Origin of the sequence: Crossiella cryophila (genome assembly GCF_014204915.1) — a bacterium.
GTDB classification, from domain to species: domain Bacteria; phylum Actinomycetota; class Actinomycetes; order Mycobacteriales; family Pseudonocardiaceae; genus Crossiella; species Crossiella cryophila.
In genome coordinates this window covers 19,590-42,259 of the sequence record NZ_JACHMH010000001.1, presented here as the reverse complement: position 1 = coordinate 42,259, position 22,670 = coordinate 19,590, and the positions used below count along the sequence as shown (strand labels likewise).

Annotated in this window: 16 protein-coding genes; 6 read left to right on the top strand and 10 right to left on the bottom strand. The window is 70.5% G+C overall.

The genetic code is table 11. The annotated features are described in order from the left end of the window. The first annotated feature begins 14 nt into the window (after window positions 1-14). The 4 genes from HNR67_RS00175 to HNR67_RS00160 all read left to right on the top strand — a co-directional run bounded on the left by HNR67_RS00175 (window position 15) and on the right by HNR67_RS00160 (window position 2,883). Entirely contained in the window at window positions 15-410 is a 396-nt protein-coding gene (locus HNR67_RS00175) for a helix-turn-helix domain-containing protein (protein ID WP_184999974.1), read from the top strand. 76 nt (window positions 411-486) lie between these two features. Further along, window positions 487-897 (top strand): VOC family protein, encoded by a 411-nt coding sequence (locus HNR67_RS00170; protein ID WP_184999973.1) that lies wholly within the window; start codon window positions 487-489, stop codon window positions 895-897. A 99-nt stretch (window positions 898-996) separates the two neighbouring features. Next, window positions 997-1,791, top strand: a complete 795-nt coding sequence (locus HNR67_RS00165) for a chitosanase (RefSeq protein ID WP_407645103.1) — start codon at window positions 997-999, stop codon at window positions 1,789-1,791. Window positions 1,792-1,893: 102 nt separating this feature from the next. Next, on the top strand, window positions 1,894-2,883 hold the full coding sequence (locus HNR67_RS00160; RefSeq protein ID WP_184999972.1) for a pirin family protein: 990 nt from the start codon (window positions 1,894-1,896) through the stop codon (window positions 2,881-2,883). A gap of 12 nt (window positions 2,884-2,895) precedes the next feature. On the opposite strand, the gene HNR67_RS00155 is transcribed toward HNR67_RS00160, so the two are convergent. From HNR67_RS00155 to HNR67_RS00115, 9 genes are all read right to left on the bottom strand, one after another. Continuing rightward, on the bottom strand, window positions 2,896-3,216 hold the full coding sequence (locus tag HNR67_RS00155; protein WP_184999971.1) for an MGMT family protein: 321 nt from the start codon (window positions 3,214-3,216) through the stop codon (window positions 2,896-2,898). Window positions 3,217-3,247: 31 nt separating this feature from the next. Further along, window positions 3,248-6,415, bottom strand: a complete 3,168-nt coding sequence (locus HNR67_RS00150) for an NACHT domain-containing protein (protein ID WP_184999970.1) — start codon at window positions 6,413-6,415, stop codon at window positions 3,248-3,250. A gap of 94 nt (window positions 6,416-6,509) precedes the next feature. Beyond that, the gene (locus tag HNR67_RS00145) at window positions 6,510-7,556 is read right to left on the bottom strand and encodes a family 2 encapsulin nanocompartment cargo protein polyprenyl transferase (protein ID WP_184999969.1); all 1,047 of its coding nucleotides are present in this window, start codon (window positions 7,554-7,556) and stop codon (window positions 6,510-6,512) included. 1 nt (window position 7,557) lies between these two features. Continuing rightward, window positions 7,558-8,967, bottom strand: a complete 1,410-nt coding sequence (locus HNR67_RS00140) for a family 2B encapsulin nanocompartment shell protein (RefSeq protein WP_312986168.1) — start codon at window positions 8,965-8,967, stop codon at window positions 7,558-7,560. Window positions 8,968-9,022: 55 nt separating this feature from the next. Next, window positions 9,023-10,183 (bottom strand): family 2 encapsulin nanocompartment cargo protein terpene cyclase, encoded by a 1,161-nt coding sequence (locus HNR67_RS00135; protein ID WP_184999968.1) that lies wholly within the window; start codon window positions 10,181-10,183, stop codon window positions 9,023-9,025. A gap of 7 nt (window positions 10,184-10,190) precedes the next feature. Continuing rightward, complete coding sequence (locus HNR67_RS00130; protein WP_184999967.1) at window positions 10,191-11,063, bottom strand: geranyl diphosphate 2-C-methyltransferase; 873 nt, start codon at window positions 11,061-11,063, stop codon at window positions 10,191-10,193. Between the two features lie 45 nt (window positions 11,064-11,108). Further along, entirely contained in the window at window positions 11,109-12,200 is a 1,092-nt protein-coding gene (locus tag HNR67_RS00125; protein ID WP_184999966.1) for a terpene synthase family protein, read from the bottom strand. After that, window positions 12,193-13,287, bottom strand: coding sequence for a terpene synthase family protein (locus tag HNR67_RS00120; protein ID WP_184999965.1), 1,095 nt, complete (start codon window positions 13,285-13,287; stop codon window positions 12,193-12,195). The genes HNR67_RS00125 and HNR67_RS00120 overlap by 8 nt, the downstream gene beginning before the upstream one ends. Further along, window positions 13,280-14,710: a family 2B encapsulin nanocompartment shell protein gene (locus HNR67_RS00115; protein WP_407645102.1), complete on the bottom strand. Its 1,431-nt coding sequence runs from the start codon at window positions 14,708-14,710 to the stop codon at window positions 13,280-13,282. Before HNR67_RS00115 ends, HNR67_RS00120 begins: the two co-directional genes overlap by 8 nt. A 737-nt stretch (window positions 14,711-15,447) precedes the next feature. Between HNR67_RS00115 and HNR67_RS00110 the strand changes: the two genes are divergently transcribed. Next, window positions 15,448-18,651: an ATP-dependent helicase gene (locus tag HNR67_RS00110; protein ID WP_184999964.1), complete on the top strand. Its 3,204-nt coding sequence runs from the start codon at window positions 15,448-15,450 to the stop codon at window positions 18,649-18,651. Next, the gene (locus HNR67_RS00105; protein ID WP_184999963.1) at window positions 18,648-22,172 is read left to right on the top strand and encodes an ATP-dependent helicase; all 3,525 of its coding nucleotides are present in this window, start codon (window positions 18,648-18,650) and stop codon (window positions 22,170-22,172) included. Before HNR67_RS00110 ends, HNR67_RS00105 begins: the two co-directional genes overlap by 4 nt. On the opposite strand, the gene HNR67_RS00100 is transcribed toward HNR67_RS00105, so the two are convergent. Next, entirely contained in the window at window positions 22,169-22,663 is a 495-nt protein-coding gene (locus tag HNR67_RS00100) for a hypothetical protein (RefSeq protein WP_184999962.1), read from the bottom strand. The two genes, HNR67_RS00105 and HNR67_RS00100, sit on opposite strands and share 4 nt — an antisense overlap. Between the last annotated feature and the right edge of the window lie 7 nt (window positions 22,664-22,670).

Below are 22,670 nucleotides of genomic sequence, written 5' to 3'. Positions count from 1 at the left end.
GCGACAATGACCGCATGGGCCGGGATGTGCCGCTGGCGCGACACCTGTTGCGGGCGCGGGACCTGATCGACAGCAGCTACGCCGAACCACTGGACATCCCCGCGCTGGCCCGTGCGGCCCGGGTCTCCCAGTCCCACTTCAGCCGCTGCTTCAAGCGCGCCTTCGGTGAGACCCCGCACCGTTACCTGCTCACCCGCAGGCTGGAACGCGCCCAGGCGTTGCTGCGCAACCGGAAACTCACCGTCACGCAGGTCTGCCTCGCGGTCGGATTCACCAGCCTCGGCTCCTTCAGCACGCAATTCCGCCGATTTGTCGGGGAAAGTCCCAGTTCCTACCGGGAACGGGCACATCCGGCATTTCTCCCGGTGCCCGGGTGTTTTGTCCGGATGATGACCCGGCCGCGGGAGTGAGCAGTTTTGGAGAAGCCAGTCGGCGGGCTGCCTGCCTACGGTGAGTGCACAGCAAGCGGCTAGCGGAAGGTTTCACATGATCACGGGTGTCGGCATGGTGCACGTCTGGGTTCTGGACCAGGACGAGGCGTACGACTTCTACGTCAACACACTGGGCTTCAGCCCGCACGGCGACGTGCGGTTCGAGCACATGCGCTGGCTTTCGGTGACCGCCCCCGGCCAGCCGGACCTGCCGATCGCGCTCAACCTGCCGCTGCCGCCGCTGATGGACGAGGAGACCGTGGCCACCGTGCGCGGGCTGGTCGCGGCCGGGCACATGTGTCCAGGCGGGTTCGCCACCAAGGACGTCTGGGCCACCTACCGGGACCTCAAGGCCAAGGGCGTGGAGTTCATCGGCGAGCCCGAGCAGCACGACTACGGCATCGACGTCGGCCTGCGCGACCCCTTCGGCAACCACTGGCGGCTCACCCAGCTCCCGGCGGAATAGGTTTGTAAGTTTTCCTATCAAAGCTCTTGTGGTGGGCGGTGCGGGCCGTTTACCGTGACCGCACCGCCGCCGAGTCCCTGCAGACTCGGAGGAAGCCACGTGAGGATTCCTGGTCGAATCGCGGCCACCCTGCTCGCCTGTTTCGCATTGGTCACCGGTTCGGCTCAGGCCGCGCCGGCGGCGCCGGACCTGAATGACCCGCGCATGAAGGACATCGCCATGCAAATCGTGGCCAGCGCGGAGAACTCCACGCTGAACTGGCGGGGCAGGTTCGGCTACATCGAGGACATCAACGACAAACGCGGTTACACCGCGGGCATCATCGGTTTCTGTTCCGGCACCGGGGACATGCTGGACCTGGTCGAGCTGTACAAGAAGCGCAAACCGGGCAACGTGCTGGAGAAGTACCTGCCCGCGCTGCGCAAGGTCAACGGCACGCCCTCGCACGAGGGGCTGGATCCCAGCTACACCAAGGACTGGCAGACCGCGGCCAAGGACGCGGCGTTCAAGGCCGCCCAGGAGTCCGAGCGGGACCGGGTGTACTTCAACCCGGCCGTATCCCAGGCCAAGAAGGACGGCCTGTCCAGGGCGCTCGGCCAGTTCATCTACTACGACGCCATCGTCATGCACGGTGACGGCTGGGGTTCGCCGGACTTCACGCACATCCGCAATCGCGCGCTGAGCAACGCCAAGCCGCCGTCCCAGGGCGGCAACGAGACCACCTGGCTGAACGCGTTCCTGGACGCGCGGGTGTGGGCGATGAAGCAGGAGCCCGCGCACAGCAACACCAGCCGGGTGGACACCGCGCAGCGGGTCTTCCTCAAGAACGGCAACCTCGACCTGAAGACGCCGCTGAAGTGGAAGGTCTACGGCGACAGCTACGAGATCAGGTAGGCACGGCAGGCCACTGCCCCCGGGAATAGTTGACGTGTCAACCTCGTTGACGGGGGCAGTGGCCGCCACCCCAGGGCGGCCGGTGGATCTCAGGAGGCAGCCATGCCAGCCGTCACCGCCGACACCCTGACCCTGCCCCGCCTGCCCGAACTGCCCCAGGAACTGACCGCCTGGCGGCCGGTCCGGCGCACGGTGACCGCGACGCATTCGGTGGAGGGCGAGGGTTTCGCGGTCCGGCGGCCCTTCCCCGGCCTTGACCTGCCCGCGGCGGACCCGTTCCTGCTGCTGGACCACCTCGGCGCCACCGAGTACGCCCCCGGCGAGGCCAAGGGCGCGCCCTGGCACCCGCACCGCGGCTTCGAGACGGTCACCTACGTCATCGACGGGGCCTGGCAGCACGCCGACTCCACCGGTGGCGGCGGCGTGATCGCGGACGGCCAGACCCAGTGGATGACCGCGGGAGCGGGCGTGTTGCACTCGGAGCTGCCGACCGAGGAGCTGGTGGCCAAGGGCGGCCTGTTCCACGGCGTGCAGCTGTGGGTGAACCTGCCCCGTTCGCACAAGTGGACCCCGCCGCGCTACCAGGACATCGGCGCTGACGACGTCGGCCTGGTGTCCAGTGTGGACGGTGGCGCGCTGGTCCGGGTGATCGCCGGTGAGCTGGACGGCCACGCCGGTCCCGGCGTCACCTGGACCCCGATCACCTACCTGCACGCCACGGTCAGCCCCGGCGCCCGCCTGGACCTGCCCTGGCCAGAGGACTTCACCGCCATGGTCTACGTGCTCTCCGGCCGCGGCACCGTCGGCGCGGAGGCCAAGCCCCTGGAAGAGGGCCAGCTCGCGGTGCTCGGCCACGGTTCGGCGGTCACCCTGCGCGCGGCCGACACCCAGCCGCTGGCCAGTAAGAACGGCTGGGAGGTGCTGGTGCTCGGCGGCAGGCCGATCAACGAGCCGGTGGCCCGCTACGGCCCGTTCGTGATGAACACCCGCGCCGAGATCATCCAGGCGGTGGAGGACTACCAGGCGGGGCGCCTGGCCACGGTCCAGCCGCGGCAGGTCCCGCACCTGGGCGCGACTGACGAGCGGATCTAGCACAGGCTGGCTTTAGAAAAGACTGGGCGGCTCCTCCGGCGGGGGCACGGCCGCCCAGCGGTACTGCCGGAGGTTGATCTTCCCGTCATCGGCCAGCACGCCCTCGGCCCGCAGCAGCTCCAGCTGTTCGCGGGCCAGGTGTGGTGCACAGGTGCCGTTGGCGCGCAGCACCCGGTGCCAGGGCAGGTCGTGCCCGTCCTCGGACAGCACCCGTCCCACCAGTCGCGGCGATGGTGCCCGCGACACATCGGCCACGTCTCCGTAGGTCGCGACCTGGCCGGGCGGGATCGACTGCACGGCGGTGCGCACGCGTTCGATGGTCTCCTCGTCCACGCGGCCATTGTGGCGCACGGCACCGACAGGGCTACCGGCGCACGATCCGGATGTTGGGCCCGAGCTTGTCCAGGTTGCGCACTTCCTGGTCATGCAGCAGCAACAGGTTCATCCGCTGGGATAGTCCGGCCAGTGGTGCCAGGTCGTGCTGGTGGCTGTCCTGCAGGTTCAGCCGTCGCAATGTGTCCAGTCCGGCCAGCGGGGTCAGGTCTGCCACCTTGGTGTAGCCCAGGTCCAGGTCAACCAGCTTGCCGCCGGTCAGCGGGGCGAGATCGTCGACCGGGGTGTTGTTCAACGACAGCCAGGTGAGTCGCGGCAGCACCGAACCCAGCCCGGCCAATCCGCCGGGCAGCTCGGACATGATCAGGTGCAGTTCGGTGAGCGCGGGCAGCAGTTCCAGCGGCGCGAGGTCGGTCAGCGACACCGCCCCGTGCAGGCGCAGGGTTTCCAGGTTCCGGGCGGTGGCCACCCCGGAGATCTCCCGCAGGTCCGCGCAGTCGGCCAGGGCCAGCTCGCGTAGTTCCGGCAGGTCGGCTACGAACCACAGGTCGGTGATGGGCGGATACCACAGCTCCAGCGTGCGGAGCCTGGGCAGGCTGGCCAGGAAGCCCAGGCCGGCGCAGGGGTTGTACAGCCGCAGGTAGGCCAGTTCGGGGTGCTCGGCCAGCTCGTGCAGGTCGGCCTCGGGGTCGTTGTGGTGGTTCAGCGAGCGCAGCCGCGGCACTCCGGCCAGGAAGTCCAGATCGTTCCTGGAAGGATTCCGGATGTCGATCCGGGTCCAGCGCAGGTTCCGCAGGTGGTGCAGGTGCGGAATCTGGTTGTACTCCTGCACCATCGCACTGCCACCCGGCAGCGGAGCCTTGCCGAGCACCTGGATCGCGTACTCCTCCGGATCAAAATGCCGCCAGGCCCAGGCCAGATCCCGCTGCACCGAGATCCGCGGATCCGAGGCGTACCGGCTCAGCACCCGCAACCCGCCCGGCCCGTTGATCAGCGCCGCCGCCTCCACGCAGGCCGTCGCCACCGCGTCGCTCAAACCATCCAAAGTGGATGGAAGCTTGCGCAACACCTGTTCTCCGGCAAGGACCAGCGACCGCACCTCGCGGCTGTCCCGCGGCGGCACCAACTGCTCCAGCACCGCATCCACCCGGGCCGCGACCTCCTCCGGCACGGTGTGCGTGGTCTCCAAGCACGACACCGCGAGCAGCCGCAGCTTCCGGGCATGCCGCCGCTCGGCGTCCGCCCGGTCCAAGATCCCGTCCAACAACTCAGCCCGCAGTGGCACCGAGCAGTGCCCGGCGGCCAGCACCACCGTTTCCCGCCAGGTGTCCAGATGTGCTTGTCCCACCAGGAATCCGGCCAGATGGTTCTCGGCGATCTCCTTGCCGGTCAGGTATTCCTGGAAGGTCCGGTGGATGAAGTCGACCTTGCCCTCCACCGGCTCGCGCAGCACCCCGCTGCGCTCCAGCAGGTGCTGCAACACCGTGGCCGGGTGCAGGTCCACCGAGGGCATCCGGGCCAGTGCCCGCTGCACGTGCTCCACCGCGGCGTCCAGGTCGAGCTGGGTGCGCCCGCACATGCTCAGGCTCCAGGCCAGGTACTGCAACACCCCGAGCTTGGTCGCGCCTTCCAGTGAAAGCTCTTGCGCCGCAGGCACTTCCCGCTCGGCGTCGCGGCGGTCGAGCAGTAGTTCCAGTGCCGCCTCGTACAGCTTCATCCGGTCTGGCGGCAACTGCTTGCGGCGGTCCAGGTTCAGCGCGCACAACAGCGCGCACAGCAACGGGTTGGTGGCCAGCATGCGCAGCGCGGGCCGGGATTCCAGGTGCCGCAACAACGCCGTGCGGTACTCGTCGAGTTCCTCCGGTTCACACGGCAGGGCCGCGCCGCGGATGGCCTCGTGCCAGCGGGCGGTGAACTCGGCGATGTCCAGCGGGGTCATCGGTTCCAGCCGCACCGCGCGGAAACCCTCGGCGTCCAGCCAGCCCCGATCCGCCGCACTCGGCCGCGCGGTGACCACCACCCGCAGGTCCGGGTAGGCCACCAGCAACCCCTTGAGCCAGCGCCGCACCCGCGGCCGCCGGTCCGCGGTCAGCTCGTCCACCCCGTCCACCAGCAGCAGCGCGTGGCCGTCGGAGAGCAGCCGGTGCACCCAGCCGGTCGGCGCCAGCCCGGCGATCGGCCCGGCGTTGGCGGCCACCAGGTCCTGCGGTTCGGGTAGTTCGGCATCCGCGTAGGCCCGCAGCCGCACCAGGAACGGCACCAGGTTGTTCCACGAGGCCAGCTTGTCGGTGAAGGTGCCGCGGGCCGCGGAGACCGCCAGCCACTGCATCAACGTGGTCTTGCCCGATCCGGCGTCCCCGCGCAGCAACGTCCGGGACCGGTCGGCCAGCGCCGACTCCACCCGCAGTCCGCCGTCCGCGCTCTCCCAGCCGCGGCCGGACCAGTCGTCGTCCTCATCCACCGACCGGGTCACGCTCAGGCTCAGGTAGGCCACCGACACCGAGGTGCGCGGCCGGTAGCGCCGGGTGTCCACCCCGAACAGCTCCAGCTCGTCCAGGGTCTCGCTGAGGAAACCCAGGTACCGCCTGCGGAACTCGGCGTCCTGCCCGCTGCCGTGCGGGGCGTCCAGTGAGGTCCTCGGCAGCCGGTGCAGCAGCAGTTCGATCTTCTCGGCCACCGAGGAGAACCGGCTGAGGAACTCCGCGTCCGCGCGCTCGCCGAAGGCAGGCAGCTGGCGGACCACGCTGACCAGGGCCATGCAGCTCTCGTCCAGCACCGCCGAGTACAGATCGGCCGCGGCATCGCTCAGCCCGGCCCGCAGCACCGCCGAGGGCACCCGGTCCCGGACCAGCCTGGCGAGTTTGGCCGGGTCCAGATCGGCCTCGAACAGGGTCCGGTCGGACAGGTCGGCCTCGCCGAGCGCGTCGGCCACCGCGGCCAGCGCGGCCTGCCGCTCGTGCTCGGGCAGGTGCCGGAATTCCACGTCGTACCAGGGCTGCAACCGGTGCGCGGCCTGGTCGCCGATATCGGCCAGCCTGCGTTCCAGCTTGCGCCGGGAGAAGGCGTCCGGCACCGCCACGGTGATCAGCTCGGCCAGCGGGAGGCGCCGGTCAGCCTCCGCCCGGCGCTGGCTCAGCCAGGTCCGCAGCACGTGCCGGACCACCTGCCGACCCACCGCCAGTGCGGCCTCGTTGAGCATTCATCCACTCTATCGGGGGACAAAAGGGGAAAGGCCGCCCTCGCTGCGAAAGAGCGAGGACGGCCTTTGCCTTGCCGCCTGCGGAGAATCCGGTTCAGCGATCTCGCTGGGTGATCAATCGAGCGAGCATGGTCAGTTGACCGCCCGCCCTGGACCGCGGTGAGCTGGCCTGCAGGTGTGCCAGCCCCTGCGCGAGCAGGTCATCGGCCTTCTGCTGCGCCCAGTCCCGGCCGCCCGCGGCCTCCACCAGCGCGGCCGCGTGGGCCAGCTCGGCGGTGTCCAGCGGATCGGTGCGCTGATACAGCGCGGCCAGGTCGCGGGCCGCCGGGGTGCCGGAGGTCAGCGCGAAGACCACCGGCAGCGACTTCTTGCGGTTCTGCAGGTCCGAGTAGATCGACTTCCCGGTGGCCGCCGGATCGCCCCAGATGCCGAGCAGGTCGTCCACCAGCTGGAAGGCCAGCCCGACATCCTCGCCGAACTTGGCCAGGTGCGCCACCTGCTCCGCGCTGCCGCCGCCGTACATGCCGCCCAGCGCGCAGGCCACCCTGGGCAGGGCCGCGGTCTTGCCGATGGCCATGGCCAGGCACTCGTCCACGTCGACGTCGCTGCGGTCCTCGAAGGCCAGGTCGGCGAACTGCCCGTCGAGCAGTTCGAGCACCGCGGCGCTGAGCAGTTTGGTGGCCGCCTTGGCGTCGGGGAGCTTGCTGGTGGCCACCACCTCCATGGCCACCGCCAGCAACGCGTCCCCGGCCAGGATCGCCGCGTTCAGCCCGAACACGCTCCACGCGGTGGCCCGGTGCCGCCTGGTGGTGTCCCCGTCCATCACGTCGTCGTGCAGCAGGGAGAAGTTGTGCACCAGCTCCACCGCGACCGCCGCCGGGACGGAGGCGGCCGGGATGCCGCCCACCGCCTCCGCGGTCAGCAGCACCAGGGCCGGGCGGATCACCTTGCCGCTGCTGCCCTCGCTCGGCCTGCCCTGCTCGTCCCACCAGCCGAAGTGGTAGCCGGCGATGCGGCGCATGGACTGCGGCAGGCCCTCCACCGCGTCCCGCATCGCGGGCTCGATCATGCCCCGGCTCCAGGCCAGCACCTCACCGATGGTGTCCGCGCCCAGAACCGGGGTTGTTTCCGCACTCGCCATGTCAGTGCCCGATCTCGACGTTCTCCAGCACGCCCAGCGCGTCCGGGACCAGTACCGCGACCGAGTAGTACGTGCTGACCAGGTAGGAGGTGACGGCCTTGTCGTTGACGCCCATGAACCGCACGTTCAGCCCCGGCTGGTACTCATCCGGGATGCCGGTCTGGTGCAGGCCGATCACGCCCTGGTCCTCCTCGCCGACCCGCATGGCCACGATCGAGGTTGACCCGGTCTCGCTGATCGGGATCTTGTTGGTGGGCAGCAGCGGCACCCCGCGCCAGCCCACCACCTGGGCGCCGCCGAAGTCCACCGTCTCGGCGTAGACCCCGCGCTTGTTGCACTCCCGGCCGAAGGCGGCGATCGCCTTGGGGTGGGCCAGCATGAACTTGGTCTTGCGCCTGCGGGTGAGCAGGTCGTCCAGGTCGTCCGGGGTGGGCGGGCCGCTGTAGGTGGGGATGCGCTGCTTGAGGTCGGCGTTGTGCAGCAACCCGAAGTTCGGGTTGTTGAACATGTCGTGTTCCTGGCGCTCGCGCAGTGCCTCGATGGTCAGCCGCAGCTGCTGGTCGAGCTGGTTCATCGGCTGGTTGAACAGGTCGGTGACCCTGGTGTGCACGCGCAGGATGGTCTGCGCCACCGCGAGTTCGTACTCCCTGGGGGACAGCTCGTAGTCCACGAACGTGCCCGGCAGCTCGTACTCGCCGTCCTGCCCGGAGGCCAGGTCGATCTCGGCCTCGCCCTTGGCGTTCTGCGCCTTGCGCGGGCTGAGCCGGTAGGCGGTGACCTGGTCGCGCAGTGCCTCGGACTGGCTCACCACCTGCTCGAACACACTGCGTGGCAAGGACAGCAGGGTGCCCGCCGTGGCCGCACGGGCGGTGAACTTCCAGGTGCTCTCACCCAGCAGCGCCTCATCGCCGAAGTGGTCGCCGTCGACCAGGGTGCCCAGCGAGGTGGTGTTGCCGAACTCGCCGGTGCCCAGCTTGGTGATCCGGCCGTGCGCCACCAGGATCACCCGGTCCGCCGGCTGGCCCTGGGTGACCAGCACCTCGCCCGCGGCGAAGCTCTGCTGCTCGAACCGGTCGGCCAGCGCGGTGAGCACCTCCTGGTCCTCGAACCCGCGCAGCAGCGGCAGTTCGCCCAGTTCCGGCGGCACCACCCTGATCTGGGTGCCCACGTTGCTGAAGCTGAGCCGCCCGTCGCCGACCGCGTAGGTCATCCGCCGGTTGACCCGGTACGCGCCGCCGTTGGCCTCCACCCAGGGCAGCACCTTGAGCAGCCAGCGCGGGCTGATGCCCTGCATCTGCGGCACGGACTTGGTGGTGGACGCCAGATTCCGCGCCGCCGCCGTGCCCAGGCTCAGTTGAGCGCCGTTGCCGTTGCCATTGGTCCGGACGCCGGACTCCAACGCTTCTGTCACCGTGCACACCGCCAAGTTCTCTTGTACGAGCAGGAATCAAAGGAGGATCGGGGTTCTAGCTGTGGTATCTCGGGTTGGTGGCGTGCCATTCGAAGCCGCCGCCCATCCAGGCCCGCAGCCCGCGCAGGAACCGTTGCAGCTCAGGCGAGGGCACGGCCGCCAGGCGCTGGTGCGCGGCCTCGAAGTCCCGGACGATCTGGTTGTGCAGCTCCACCGTGGCCTCGGTGGCCTCGGCGATCGAGCAGCCCCGGTCGGCGGCGATCTGCAGCACCATGTTGCACACCGGCACCTCGTCCGCGGCGTCCTTGGCCACCGAGAACAGGTCGTTGACCAGCACGGCGGCCACCCCGGCCTGGAACGCGGCCTCGCGCACATCCGGGGCGTAGTAGACGTTCGCGGTCACCTCGTAGCCGCCGACCGCGTCGATCAGCGTCATCGAGGTGTAGAAGTTGTCGTGCTGCCGCGCGGTCAGGTACTCCCACGCGGTCGGGTACTCCCCGGTGTGCCGCCAGGCCGCGTAGGCGGTCCAGCTGACGAACATGGAGAAGGTCGAGTAGTTGGACCGGTGCACCACCGCGGGCGTGCTGCGACCGGCCAGGTAGGCGGTGGCCGAGCGCAGCGCCACCAGCACCCGCTCGGAGGCGATCTTCTCTTCCAGCGGCGGGGTGAACTCCCCGGCAGGCGGCACCGGGTCCATCGCCGCCATCGCCAGGGTGAGCCGGAACGGCAGCTCGGTGGGCACCGCCCCGTGCTCGGTGCTGTCCGCGTAGAGGTCGTCGGCGGCCCACCAGGCCGCGTTCAGCTTCGCCGCGATCAGCAGCTGGTCCGGGTCCTCGGTGTCGGTGTGGGTGAGCATGGCCAGCCTGCCGAACCCGGCCTTGCCCATCAGCTCGCTCTCCGGCTCGGAGAACCCGCACTCCTCGGCCCAGCTCACCAGCCGGTCGTCCACCTCCTGGCCGAGCGCGGGGTTGATCCGCTCCACCATCGGCACGTACAGCGGGGAGTAGCTGCCATCTCCCCAGGACCGCACGGCGTAGGCCGGATCACCGCCGCCGGCCGCCGCCACCGGGACGGGCGCCGGCGTGACCTCCGGCGCCGGCGCGGGCGCCGGGACCTTGCCGAACACGCTGGCGATGCGAGCCGCTGAGGTGCCCAGGCCGGACGGCCCGGCCAGCGAACTGGCCGGGACCGTCTCGGTGGCGACTGTGTCGCTCATCGGCTCGTCAGATCCGATCGGCCGCGATGAGCAGGTAGTGGAAGCTGCCCTCGCGGTATGCCTGCAGGAACGGGGCCTCGACGCCGGTGGCCACCGAGGACTTCTCCCGCAGCTCCCAGTACGGGATGGTGGCCGCGGTCAGGTCGATCACGCTGATCGGCACCAGGTTGTTGGCCTGCATGGCCTTGAAGTACTGGCTGCGCGGGTGGATGTTGCAGGTGTAGTGCTGGTCGATCTGGCTGACCGCCTTGGACCGGCCACCGGTGACGTCGTTGTAGCAACCGGTGATCGTGACGTAGCGGCCGCCGATCTCCAGCTGCCTGGCGTGCTCGGCGAAGAGCTGGTGCAGGTCCACGTACATGGTGCTCTCGTTGTTCCAGATGGCCTTGCGGGAGGCCGTCTCGAACCCGGTGTCGAGCATGTTCTTGAAGTGGTACCGCACCCGGTCGGCCACTCCGCGCTTGCGCGCCTGCTCGTTGGCGAAGTCCACCTGCTTCTGCGAGATGGAGACGCCGTCGACCTCGCAGCCGAAGCGCAGGTTGGCCATGATGCTGCTGCCACCGCGGCCACAGCCCGCGTCCAGCAGCCTGTCACCGGGCCGGACATCGCCGAGGTGGTCCAGCAGCACCTCGGCCTGCGCGGTCTCCAGCCGGTGCATCTCGTCGATGATGGCCTGATCCCGTTGCGCCGCCGGGGTTTCCAGTACCGCGGGGTCGTAGTCGCCGAGGCCGTAGTGGTGGTGGTAGAGGCCGTCGACATCGCCCAGCCGAAGGTTGACCGGGTCCTCCTCGGCATTCCAGTACGCCGCCACCGAGCGCTGGTAGTCGCTGCGCAGCACCGGCTTGCCGTACTCGGTGTTCCGTGGCTGGACTGTGGTCATCTTTCGGCTCCTCGGTTGTTGTTGCGCTGCAAGAGAAAAGCTTGGTCAGCGGTAGCGCGCGCAGCGTGGCGCCCAGTGGCAGTCACCGGCCAGCCAGTCGCGCAGCGCGTTCACCACCGCGGCCACCGTCGCCCGGTCGGTGGCGTCCAGGTCCAGTTCCCTGGCCATCCTGGGCACCTCGATCGCGGCCAGCCGCTGGAACTGCCTGATCCGTCCGGTGAGCAGGTCGTTGACGATCGAGGTCGCCCGTTCCCGGTCACAGCCGAAGAACTGCTGGGTGATCAGCACCGCGTTGTGGATCTCGCCCTCGCGGTGGATCTCCTTGTCGTAGGAGATGATGTCGTTGCGCAGCGGTGGCACCTCGGCGAAGATCTCGCCGAGCGCTTTCATGGTGCGGTGTTCCCACACCGCGGCCGGCAGGTCGCCGCCCAGCCCGGCCATGGCCAGCGCGTAGGCGAACATCCCGCCGCCGGTCTGCCGCCGCATCTCCACGTAGTCCACCGGATCCGGGCTCCGGCCCTGGATGACGTTGTGCACCTCCCACAGCGGCCCGTAGAGGAACTCCCCGAGCTGACCGGGGAAGGCCGCCCGGCCCGACGGCGGCAGGTTCGGCGCCATCCGGGTCCACAGGTCGGCCAGTCCGGCCTGCACCGGGTCCTCAGGTGCGGGCATCTTCGCCAGGTCCTGCGGCAGGAAGGTCATCAGCCGGTCGACGTAGGCCCGCCCGGCCAGGATGTTGCGGGTCCGCTTGAACCGGTCGTCGAAGAAATCGTCCCAGTGGAAACCCCAGACACCCCAGGCCGCCACCAGGTCCACCGCGGCGGCTGGCGCGTCCGGCACCGAGACCGCGGCCCAGTAGCCGTAGTCCTGGGCATCGGTCCAGTGATCGGTCCACACCCCGGCCCTGGCGATGCCGATCCGCCTGGTCCAGTCCGCGGCGAAGGTCCTGGCCCGCTCCAGGTGCGGGCTGGTCCTGGCCGGGTAGGGCATGTAGAACTCCGGCAGTGCGCCGCCGCCGAAGTGGATCCCGTTGGGCTGCAACGGTTCGGTGTTCACCGCGGGGGCGAAGGCGGCCATCCGGGTCAGGCCCATGCCCGGTCCGGTCAGCCCCAGCATCGTGGTCGCGGCCTCAGCCATGCGCACCGCCAAGGCCGATCGAGCCGGTGCCGATCCCGCTGAGGAACCGGCTGCCCCGCCGCCGGCCGGGCATCGGCGGCGCGTTCTCGTTCATGTACCGGTTGGAGCGCAGGTGCCACTGGTGCCCGCCGGACTGCCAGTCCTGCAACCCCTTGACGTAGCGGGCCACCGCGATCTGCTCGTCGGCCAGCAGCCGGTGCTCGGCGAACAGCGGCGGCAGTTCGGTGATCACGGTGTTCTCGAACTGCTTGAGCCGGGAGGTGATGATGTCGCTGACGGTGTCCGCGGCCTGCTGGGTGTCGCAGCCCAGGAAGGTCTCCATGACCAGCACGCCGTTGTTCACCTCGCCCTCCTGCTGGGTTTCCCGCTGATAGCTGAAGATGTCGTTGCGCAGGTGCACCCCGTCGGAGAAGGTGTCCCGGAGGACCCGGAGCGGGCGGCTGTGCGCCACCCGTTCCGGGACCTCCGCGCCTTCGGTGTACTCGACCAGTCCGGCCGACCACGGCGCGCCGCCGACCTTGCGGCGCATGCCGATGTAGTCGATCGGGTTGGGGATGCGGTCGTTGGCGATGTTGTCCAACTCCCAGACGCAGTCCACCAACAGGTTCTCCGTGCTCACCGCGAACCGCTTCCGCCAGTCCATGGACATCTGCGGTGCGGTCCGCTGCCAGAGGTCGGCCAGTCCGCGCTCCACCGGGTTCGTCCACTGTGGAGGGTCGGACAGGTCCAGCGGCATGAAGGCCATCAGCCGGTCCAGATAGGCCTTGGCCCCCTGCTGGTCCCTGGTCCTCTTGAACAACGCCAGGAAGTGGTCGTCGAAGTAGAAGACCCAGGTGTACCAGTCGGTCACGATGTCGAGCCGGTCGCCGGGCGTGTCCGGATGCGCCCAGGCGCACAGCCCGGCCATGTCCATGCCGTCGAAGTAGGCCTCGCTCCAGATCTCCGGTCCGCCGTCCTTCGTCGGCCCGATCATCTCCATCTCGAAGGCCCACCGCTTGTCGTGCGCCCTCGCCGATTCCAGATGCGGGTTCAACCGTGCCGGGTGCGGCACGTAGAAGTCAGGCAGTTCGAAGGGCTGGTCAGCCATCGGTGCGGCCGAGTTCCACGTTCTCCAGGATGCCCAGCGCGTCCGGCACCAGCACCGCGGCCGAGTAGTAGGCGCTCACCAGGTAGGAGATGATCGCCTTCTCGCTGATCCCCATGAACCGCACCGAAAGGCCCGGCTGGTACTCATCCGGGATGCCGGTCTGGTGCAGGCCGACCACACCCTGGTTGTGCTCGCCGACGCGCAGCAGCATCATCGAGCTGGTGTTGTTCTGGGTGACCGGGATCTTGTTGCAGGGCAGGATCGGCACCCCGCGCCAGGACGGCACCTTGTTGCCGTTCATGTCGATCGCGGTCGGGTAGATGCCGCGCTTGCTGCACTCCCGGCCGAAGGCGGCGATCGCCTTGGGGTGGGCCAGGATGTACCCCGGCTCCTTCCACACCGTGGCGAGCAGGTCGTCCAGGTCGTCCGGGGTGGGCGGGCCGGAGCGGGTGTGGATGCGCTGCTTGAGATCGGCGTTGTGCAGCAGGCCGAAGTCCCGGTTGTTGACCAGCTCGTGCTCCTGGCGCTCGCGCAGCGCCTCGATGGTCAGTCGCAGCTGCTGGTCGAGCTGGTTCATCGGCTGGTTGTAGAGGTCGGCGACCCGGCTGTGCACCCGCAGCACGGTCTGCGCCACGCTCAGCTCGTACTCCCGCGGGGCCAGCTCGTAGTCCACGAAGGTGCCGGGCAGGTCGAACTCGCCCTCATGCCCGGAGGCCACCTCGATCTCGGCCTCGCCGTGCGGGTTGCCCTTGCGCGCCTGGCCGGCCACGAAGGCCGCGATGTGCTCCTGCAGCGCGGGGGACTGGCCGACCACCTCGTCGTAGGCACGCTGGTCCAGGGTCAGCACGGTCACCGGGGTGACCGCCTTGACGGTGAAGTCCCAGATGCTGCTCGGGTCGGTCAGCGACTCGTCGCCGAAGTGGTCGCCGTTGGCCAGCGTGCCCAGCACGGTCTGGTCGCCGAACTCGCCGAGGCCGAGCTTGTTGACCTTGCCGTGCGCGATCAGGAACGCCTCGTTCGACTCGTTGCCGAACTCCACGATCACGTCACCGGGCTGGTACTCCCGCTGCTGGAACCGGTTGGCCAGCGCGACCAGCACGTCCTCGTCGTCGAAGCCACGCAGGATCGGCAGCTCGGCCAGCTCCGGCGGCACCACCCGGATGGTCCCGTTGGAGGTGAAGGTGACCCGGCCGTCGCCGACGGTGTAGCTCAACCGCCGGTTGACCCGGAACGCGCCACCCTTGGCCTCCACCCAGGGCAGCACTTTCAGCAGCCACCGGGAGGAAATCGCCTGCATCTGCGGGACGGACTTGGTCGTCGTCGCCAGGTTCCGCGCCGCCGCCGTGCCAAGGCTGAGCGGGGCATGCCCGTTGCCGTTGCCGTTGCTGTCGGTCCGGACGTCGGACTCCAACGATTCAGTCACCGCGTACACCACCAATTTCTACGCATGCGAAAAAGGGCAGGAATAGCTGAGGTTAAAAAGAGAAAACGATTGGGGAACAATGGCTGTCTGAGCGCGTGACACAACCTCTCGGGTAGCGGTCCGAGAGGTTGTGTCGTTCAATCACGTCCGGTCAGGGCGAAGCTAGCACCGCGTGTTCGGCCGCGTGAAGTCACCTGACCGGGGGACTTGTTAGTTGTCTGGACGCAAACATTGCAGGGTGCATGACCACTCGAATCGGTGGTTGAGTTAGCGCTCGGTGACGGCCTTGCGGCATTTCTGACGAACGGTCGGCGGTGTGCCTACCCGGTTGCCGCAGAAAAACGAATGCGACAGCACACAGAACGCGTCAGCACTGCTCCAAATGGGCAGGCGTGACGCATGTCGCAGATGGCTTTGCAGATCGTGTGTTATCGAATCGGCACCCATCCCATGATCCGCACGGGAATGATTCGCCGCTTGTGTGCGCAAACAGCCGAACGGGTACGTCCGTAGGGGCATATCGGACATGTGCGCATTCGTGCGCATGGCCCCGGATGGGGGTGCGCCGGAGCGGGTTGGCAGTTTGTCGCCATCGCTGGGACTAGGTACAGCTGGTCTGCACCACTGGGCGTTCCGCCGTGCTCCAGCGTGCCCGCGACGTCACCGACCGCTTCCGTTAGCCCAACGCGCCGGGCCCAGTTCACCCGCACCACCACCCGGCGTGATTCGATGCCGGGGTGTCTCTCCGTCCGCCCGCGCTCGTTCGCCGGACGGCCGAGCCGGTTCCGCCGCCGCGGTGGGACGACGCGGCCCGTGCGGTGCTCGCGCACACCGGCGGGTTCCTGCGGGTGCTGGGCGGACCGGGCACCGGCAAGACCACCCTGCTCGCCGAGGTCGCCGCGGACCGGATCCGCCAGGGCGAGGACCCCGAACACGTGCTGGTGCTGGCGGCGAGCCGGAAGTCCGCGATCACGCTGCGGGCCCGGATCACCGCGCTGCTGACCGCTGATCAGCCCGACGGGCTGCGCACGATCCGGGAGCCGCTGGTGCGGACCGTGCACTCCTATGCCTTCGCCGTGCTCCGGCTGCAGGCCGCGCGGGACGGGTTGCCGCCGCCCCGGCTGCTGTCCGGGCCGGAGCAGGACACGGTGGTGCGGGAGCTGCTGGCCGGGGACATCGAGACGGGGGCACTGGACTGGCCGGAGCGGTTGCGGCCCGCGCTGGGGTTGCCTGGCTTCGCCGCGGAGTTGCGGGATCTGCTGTTGCGGGCGGCCGAACGCGGGGTAGGGCCGGAGGAGCTGATCGAACTCGGCGAGCGGCACGAGCGGCCGGAGTGGGTCGCGGCCGGGACCTTCGGCCTGCAGTACGAGCAGGTGACCTTGTTGCGCGGGGTGGTCGGCTCGACCGGGCCGCAGGCCGCGGCGCCCGCGCTGGACGCGGCCGAGCTGGTCGGCTCCGCGCTGCTGGCCCTGCAGACCGACCCGGACCTGCTGGCCGCCGAGCGGGCCAGGGTGCGGCATCTGCTGGTCGACGACGGGCAGCACCTGGATCCCTTGCAGTACACGCTGATCCGCAGGCTCGGCGACGCCGCCCAGGAATGCCTGCTGTTCGGCGACCCGGACCAGGCCGTGTTCACCTTCCGCGGCGCGGATCCGCGCAGGCTGCTGGCCGAGGTGCCGGGGGAGCGCGGCACCGTGGTGCTCACCCAGGAGCACCGGATGGCGCCCGCGGTGCGGGCCGCGGTGTCCCGGCTGGCCGGCCGGCTGCCGGGGGCCGGGCCGCAGCGGGAACTGCGCGGGCGTACCGACGGGCGCTCCGGGTCGGTGCAGATCAGGGTGCTCGCCTCGGCCGCGCAGGAGGCGACCTGGATCGCCGACCAGCTGCGCCGGGCGCACCTGCTGGAGGAGGTGCCCTGGTCGCGGATGGCGGTGCTGGTGCGCAGCACCGGGAACACGCTGCCGGTGCTGCGCAGGGCGCTGCTGGCCGCGGGTGTGCCGGTGGCGGTGCCCGCCGACGAACTGCCGCTGCCGCAGCAGAACGCGGTCTGGCCCTTCCTCACCGTGCTGCGCTGCGCGGCCCGGCCGGACCTGCTCGACCCCGACCTGGCCGCCGCCCTGCTCACCGGCCCCTTCGGCGGTGGCGACCCGCTCGCCCTGCGCAAACTCCGCCGCGGCCTGCGTCGACTGGAACTCGCCGCCGGTGGCGACCGGGCCAGCGGCGAACTGCTGGTCGAGGCGCTCAACATCGACGAGAAGCTGGTCGCGCTGGACGAGGCCGCCGCACCCGCCCGCCGGGTCGCCATGCTGCTGCGGATCGCCCGCGAGGCGGTGGCCGCCGGTGAGGGCGTGGAGCAGGTGCTGTGGCAGGTGTGGCAGGCCAGTGGCCTGGAGCAGCGCTGGCTGGCCCTGGCCGGACGGCACGGACCCGTTGGCGCGCAGGCCGACCGGGACCTGGACTCGGTGGTGGCGCTGTTCGACGCGGCCGCCCGCTACGCCGACCGGCTGCCCGGCTCCGGCGTGGCCGGATTCGCCGATTACCTGACCGGACAACAGATCTCCGGCGACACCCTGGCCCCGGCCGCACCGCAGGGCGAGGCGGTGGCCGTGCTCACCGCGCACGCCGCGGTCGGCCGGGAGTGGACCCTGGTGGCGATTCCCGGTGTGCAGGAAGGCATCTGGCCCGACCTGCGGCTGCGCGGCTCACTGCTCGGGGTGGAACGGCTGATCGACCTGCTGGCCGGGGTGCGGGTGGAGGACAAGGTCTCCGCGGTGGCCCCGATCCTGGCCGAGGAACGCCGGTTGCTGCTGGTCGCGGCCAGCCGGGCGCGGCAGTCGCTGATCGTCAGCGCGGTGCGCGGCGAGGACGACACCCCGTCCCGGTTCCTGGACGAGCTGGACGGCGCGGACTTCGAGGGCAGTGACGAGGCCGACGCGATCCGCCCGGTGTTCCAGCCCAGCCGCGGCCTGATCCTGGCCGACCTGGTCGGCGACCTGCGCCGGGCCGTCTGCGATCCGCGGGCCGAGCCCGCACAGCGGGAACGCGCCGCCACCCAGCTCGCCCGGCTGGCCGCGGCCGGCGTGCCCGGCGCGCACCCGGACTCCTGGTACGGCCTCGGCGCGACCAGCACCGAACGTCCACTGTGGACCGATGTGGAGGCCGTCGGCATCTCACCGTCCACTGTGGACATTCTCTCGCGCTGCCCGTTGCGCTGGATGGTGGAGCGGCACGGCGGCCAGGATCCGGCCGAACTGGCCTCCATCACCGGCTCGCTGGTGCACGCCCTGGTCCAGGCCGCCTCCTCCGGCGCCGACCCGGACGCCCTGCAACGCACCCTGGACGAGGCATGGGCCGCGGTGGACGCGGGCGCGCCCTGGTTCTCCCGCAAGGAACGGGCCAGGGTGGAGGGCATGGTCGACTCCTTCCGCGCCTGGCTGGTGCGCAGCCGGGCCGAGCTGACCCAGGTCGCGGTCGAGCACGAGATCACCGTGGAACTGCCGCCCAAGGAGGAGGGCGGGCCCTGGCTGCGGGTCAAGGGCCGGGTGGACCGGCTGGACACCGACACCGAGCACCGCCCGGTGGTGGTCGACATCAAGACCGCGCGCACCGCGGTCAGCAAGAAGGAGGCCGAGGAGCACCCGCAGCTGGCCGTCTACCAGCTCGCCGCCGCACTCGGCGCGTTCTCCTCCCTTGGCCTGGGCACCCAGCCCGGCGGCGCGCGACTGCTCTACGTGGCCAAGCCGGACAAGAAATCCGGTGCGGCCGAACGCAACCAGGCCCCGCTCAACGAGGAGGGCGTCAAGGTCTGGCTGGACGCGGTCTACGCCGCCGGACAGGCCTGCATCGGCCCCACCTTCGTCGCCACCGAGAACACCGACTGCTCCCGCTGCCCGGCGCGAACCTGTTGTCCCACACAGGATTCCGGCAGGCAGGTGAGCGAGTGACCGAGTTCGCCACGCCGCACGAGGTCGCGGCGGCACTCGGCCTGCACCCACCGACCCCGGAACAGGCCGAGGTCATCGCCGCCCCGGCCGAACCCGCGCTGGTCATCGCGGGCGCGGGCGCCGGCAAGACCGAGACCATGGCGGCCAGGGTGGTGTGGCTGGTGGCCAACGGCCTGGTCACCCCGGAACGCGTGCTGGGCCTGACCTTCACCCGCAAGGCCGCCCGCCAGCTCGGTGACCGGGTGCGCGCCCGGCTGCGTCGGCTGGCCGGGGCCGGGCTGCTGGACCGGCTCGACCCCAGCGGCGACCGCAGGGCCGCGGTCACCGCTGGTGAGCCGACCGTGCTGACCTACCACGCCTACGCGGGCAGGCTGGTCGGCGAACACGGGCTGCGGCTGCCGGTGGAACCCGGCGCCCGGCTGCTCACCGAGACCGCGGCCTGGCAGCTCGCGCACCGGGTGGTGGCGGGCTGGACCGAGGACATCGACACCGACAAGGTCCCGGCCACCGTCACCCAGTACCTGCTCTCCCTGGCCGGTGAACTCGGCGAGCACCTGGTCAGCCCGGACCAGCTGCGCGCGCACGCGCTGGAGTTCTGCCGCCTGATCGAGGATGCCCCACGCGCGCCCCGGCAACGCGAGGGCCTGCCGGTCGCCCTGCAGGAGATCGTTGCCGCGCAACGACTCCGGGTCGCACTGCTGCCGCTGGTGGAGGCATACGCCAAGCGGAAGCGGCGGGAGGCGGCGATGGACTTCGCCGACCAGATGTCCCTGGCCGCCAGCCTGGCCGAGACCGATCCGGACGTGGTGGCCATCGAGCGCGAGCGCTACGGCGCGGTGTTGCTGGATGAGTACCAGGACACCGGGCACGCCCAGCGGGTGCTGCTGCGCGGCCTGTTCGGCGGCTCGCACCGGCCGGTGCTGCCGGTCACCTCGGTCGGCGACCCAGTGCAGGCCATCTACGGCTGGCGCGGCGCCAGCGCGGCCAACCTGCCCCGCTTCGCCACTGACTTCCCCACCCGCGACCGCAGCGGGAAATGGGTGCCAGCGACGACTTACGGCCTGCTCACCAGCTTCCGCAACCCGCCGGAAGTGCTCACCCTGGCCAACCAGGTCTCCGCCCAACTGCGCTCCGGCGTGGCCGAACTGCGGGCCAAGGACAACGCGGGCGTCGGCGACGTCCGGATCGCGCTGCTGCCCGACCTGCACGCCGAACTGGCCTGGCTGGCCGACACCGTGGCCGCCCGCTGGGAGTCCACAGTGGACGCCACCGGTGCGCCGCCAACCGCCGCGGTGCTGGTCCGCCGCCGCGCCGACATGGCCGGGATCGCCGCCGCCCTGCGCGAGCGCGGCCTGCCGGTGGAGGTGGTCGGTCTCGGCGGCCTGCTGGACGAACCCGAGGTCCGCGACCTGGTCAGCGCCCTGCGCATGCTCACCGATCCGCTGGCCGGCACCGCGGCCATGCGGCTGCTCACCGGCGCCCGCTGGCGGCTGGGTGTTGCCGACCTGGCCGCGCTGTGGCGGCGGGCCCGGCTGCTGGCCACCCCGGAGAGCAAACGCGGTGGCCCTGACCCGCTCGACGCCCTCGCCGACGCGCTGCCCGGCGAACACGCCGAACAGGCCGGCCTGGTCGACGCGCTGGACGATCCCGGCCCGCCCGAGGAGTACAGCGCCGAGGGCTTCCGCCGGATCCGCCGCCTCGGCGGCGAACTCGCCGCGCTGCGCCGCCGCGGCGACCAGCCACTGGGCGAACTGGTCGCCGACGTGGAACGCACCCTGCTGCTGGACATCGAATCGCTGTCCCGGCTCTCCGGCGTCGGCCGCGCGCACCTGGACGCCTTCGCCGACGTGGTCGCCGAATTCGCCCGCAGCAGCGCCAACCCCACCCTCAACGGCCTGCTCGACTACCTGGCCACCGCCGAACGCGCCGAGGACGGCCTGGAACCCGGCGAGGTCGAGGTCTCCCCTGACCGGGTGCAGATCCTCACCGCGCACGCGGCCAAGGGCCTGGAATGGCACGTGGTCGCGGTGCCACACCTGGTCAAGGACGTCTTCCCGGGCCGCCGCAAATCCGCCTCCTGGCTGCGGGTGCCACACCAGCTGCCTGCCGTGCTGCGCGGCGACGCCCAGGACCTGCCCGGCCTCAACCTGCACTCCTGCGAGAACCGCAAGGAGATCGAGGAAGCCCTGGCCGTGCACTCCGAGGAGTTCGAGGAACGCAGGCTGGCCGAGGAACGCAGACTGCTCTACGTCGCGCTCACCCGCTCCGAGGAAACCCTGCTGGTATCAGGACATTGGTGGGGCGAGACCGGCGAGAAACCCCGCGGTCCATCGGAATTCCTCACCGAGATCCACGAGGTGATCACCGCGGGCGACCGGGTCGGCATCGTGCACCACTGGGCCCCGCACCCCGAAGAGGACGAGGCCAACCCGCTGGCCGCGCAGGGAAACAGTCTCACCTGGCCGGTGGACCCGTTGGCGCGCAGGCGCTCCGCGGTCACCGACGGCGCGGACCTGGTCAGGGACGCACTGTCCACAGTGGACCAGTATCAGTCGCCTGCCGAACCGGAACCCGCCGACGAGGACACCCCGGAACCCGAGACCTACCTGGCCCCCGACGAGGACTACCAGCCACCGGACGACGACTACCTCCCGCCGGAGGAGGACTTCGTGCCCCCGGCGGACGACGAGTACCCGCCGGAGGACCCCTACTACGACGAGCCCACCGCCGAGCCAACCCCGCCCGCGACTCCCGAACCCGCTCCGGAACCCGGAACCGAGCCCGCCGAAGACCCCGCCCCCGAGTCCGCCGACACCCCGGAACCCGCCCCCGCCAACGAGTTCGACCCCGAAGGCTGGGCCCGCGACGTCGACGTCCTGCTCGCCGAACGCGCCGCCGCCGCCAACCGCCGCGAACAGGTCCTGCTGCCCGAACAGCTCTCCGTCAGCCAGCTCGTCGAACTCGCCAAGGACCCCGACGCCCTGGCCCGCCGCCTGCGCCGCCCACTCCCGTTCCCGCCGAACCCGTTGGCCCGCAGGGGAACCGCCTTCCACGCCTGGCTGGAACACCGCTACCAGGCCAGCCGCCTGCTCGACTTCGACGAACTACCCGGCGCGGCCGACGCCGACCTGCCCACCGAGGAGAACGTGGACGCCCTGCAGCGCGCCTTCCTGGCCAGCGCCTGGGCCGACCGCACCCCGCACGACGTGGAGGTCCCGTTCGAGACCGAGGTGGACGGCATCACCGTGCGGGGCCGGATGGACGCCGTCTTCGCCGACCCCGACGGCGGCTGGACCGTGGTCGACTGGAAGACCGGCGCCGTCCCCGACGAAACCCACCTGCCCGCACTGGCCGTGCAACTCGCCGCCTACCGGCTGGCCTGGGCCGCGCTGGCCGGGGCCGCGCTGGAGACCGTGCGCGCCGCCTTCCACTACGTGCGCACCGACACCACCCTGCGCCCGGCCGACCTGCTCGACGCCGAGGGCCTGCGTGAACTGGTCAGGGAGATCCCGCTGATCTAGAGCTGCCCCACCGTCGTCTCGTAGTTCAGCCACTGCACCAGCGCCAGCCTGCCGATCGTGGCGCACAGCTCGGACTCGTTCTTGCCCGGCTTCTTGTCCGCGCCGTTCATGGCGTAGCAGTTCATCCTGCGCACCAGCGACACCGACCGGATCGCCAGATCCGCGGTCTCCTTGCTCTTGCCCAGATCCCGGCCGGGGAACAGCCGGACCAGCTCCGCCTGCACCTTGGTCAGCGTCTGCTCGACCAGGGTCAGGTGCTCGCCGCAGGTGGGGTCGGTGGGCGGCACGCTCTGCCCGCAGGCCGAGGCGCCAAGGCCGATCGTGCTGTTCCTGGTCTCCGCCCGCAACACGTCCACGGGCTGGAGCTGCCTGGTCGTCGGTGCGACGGAGGCGGAGGTGGTGGTCGCGGGTGGGGGTGGCGGCGCGGGCTCGGCCGAACAACCGGCCAGTGCGAGTGCGACGCCCAGCGGGACCAGCGCGGAACGGACCATGCGGCAG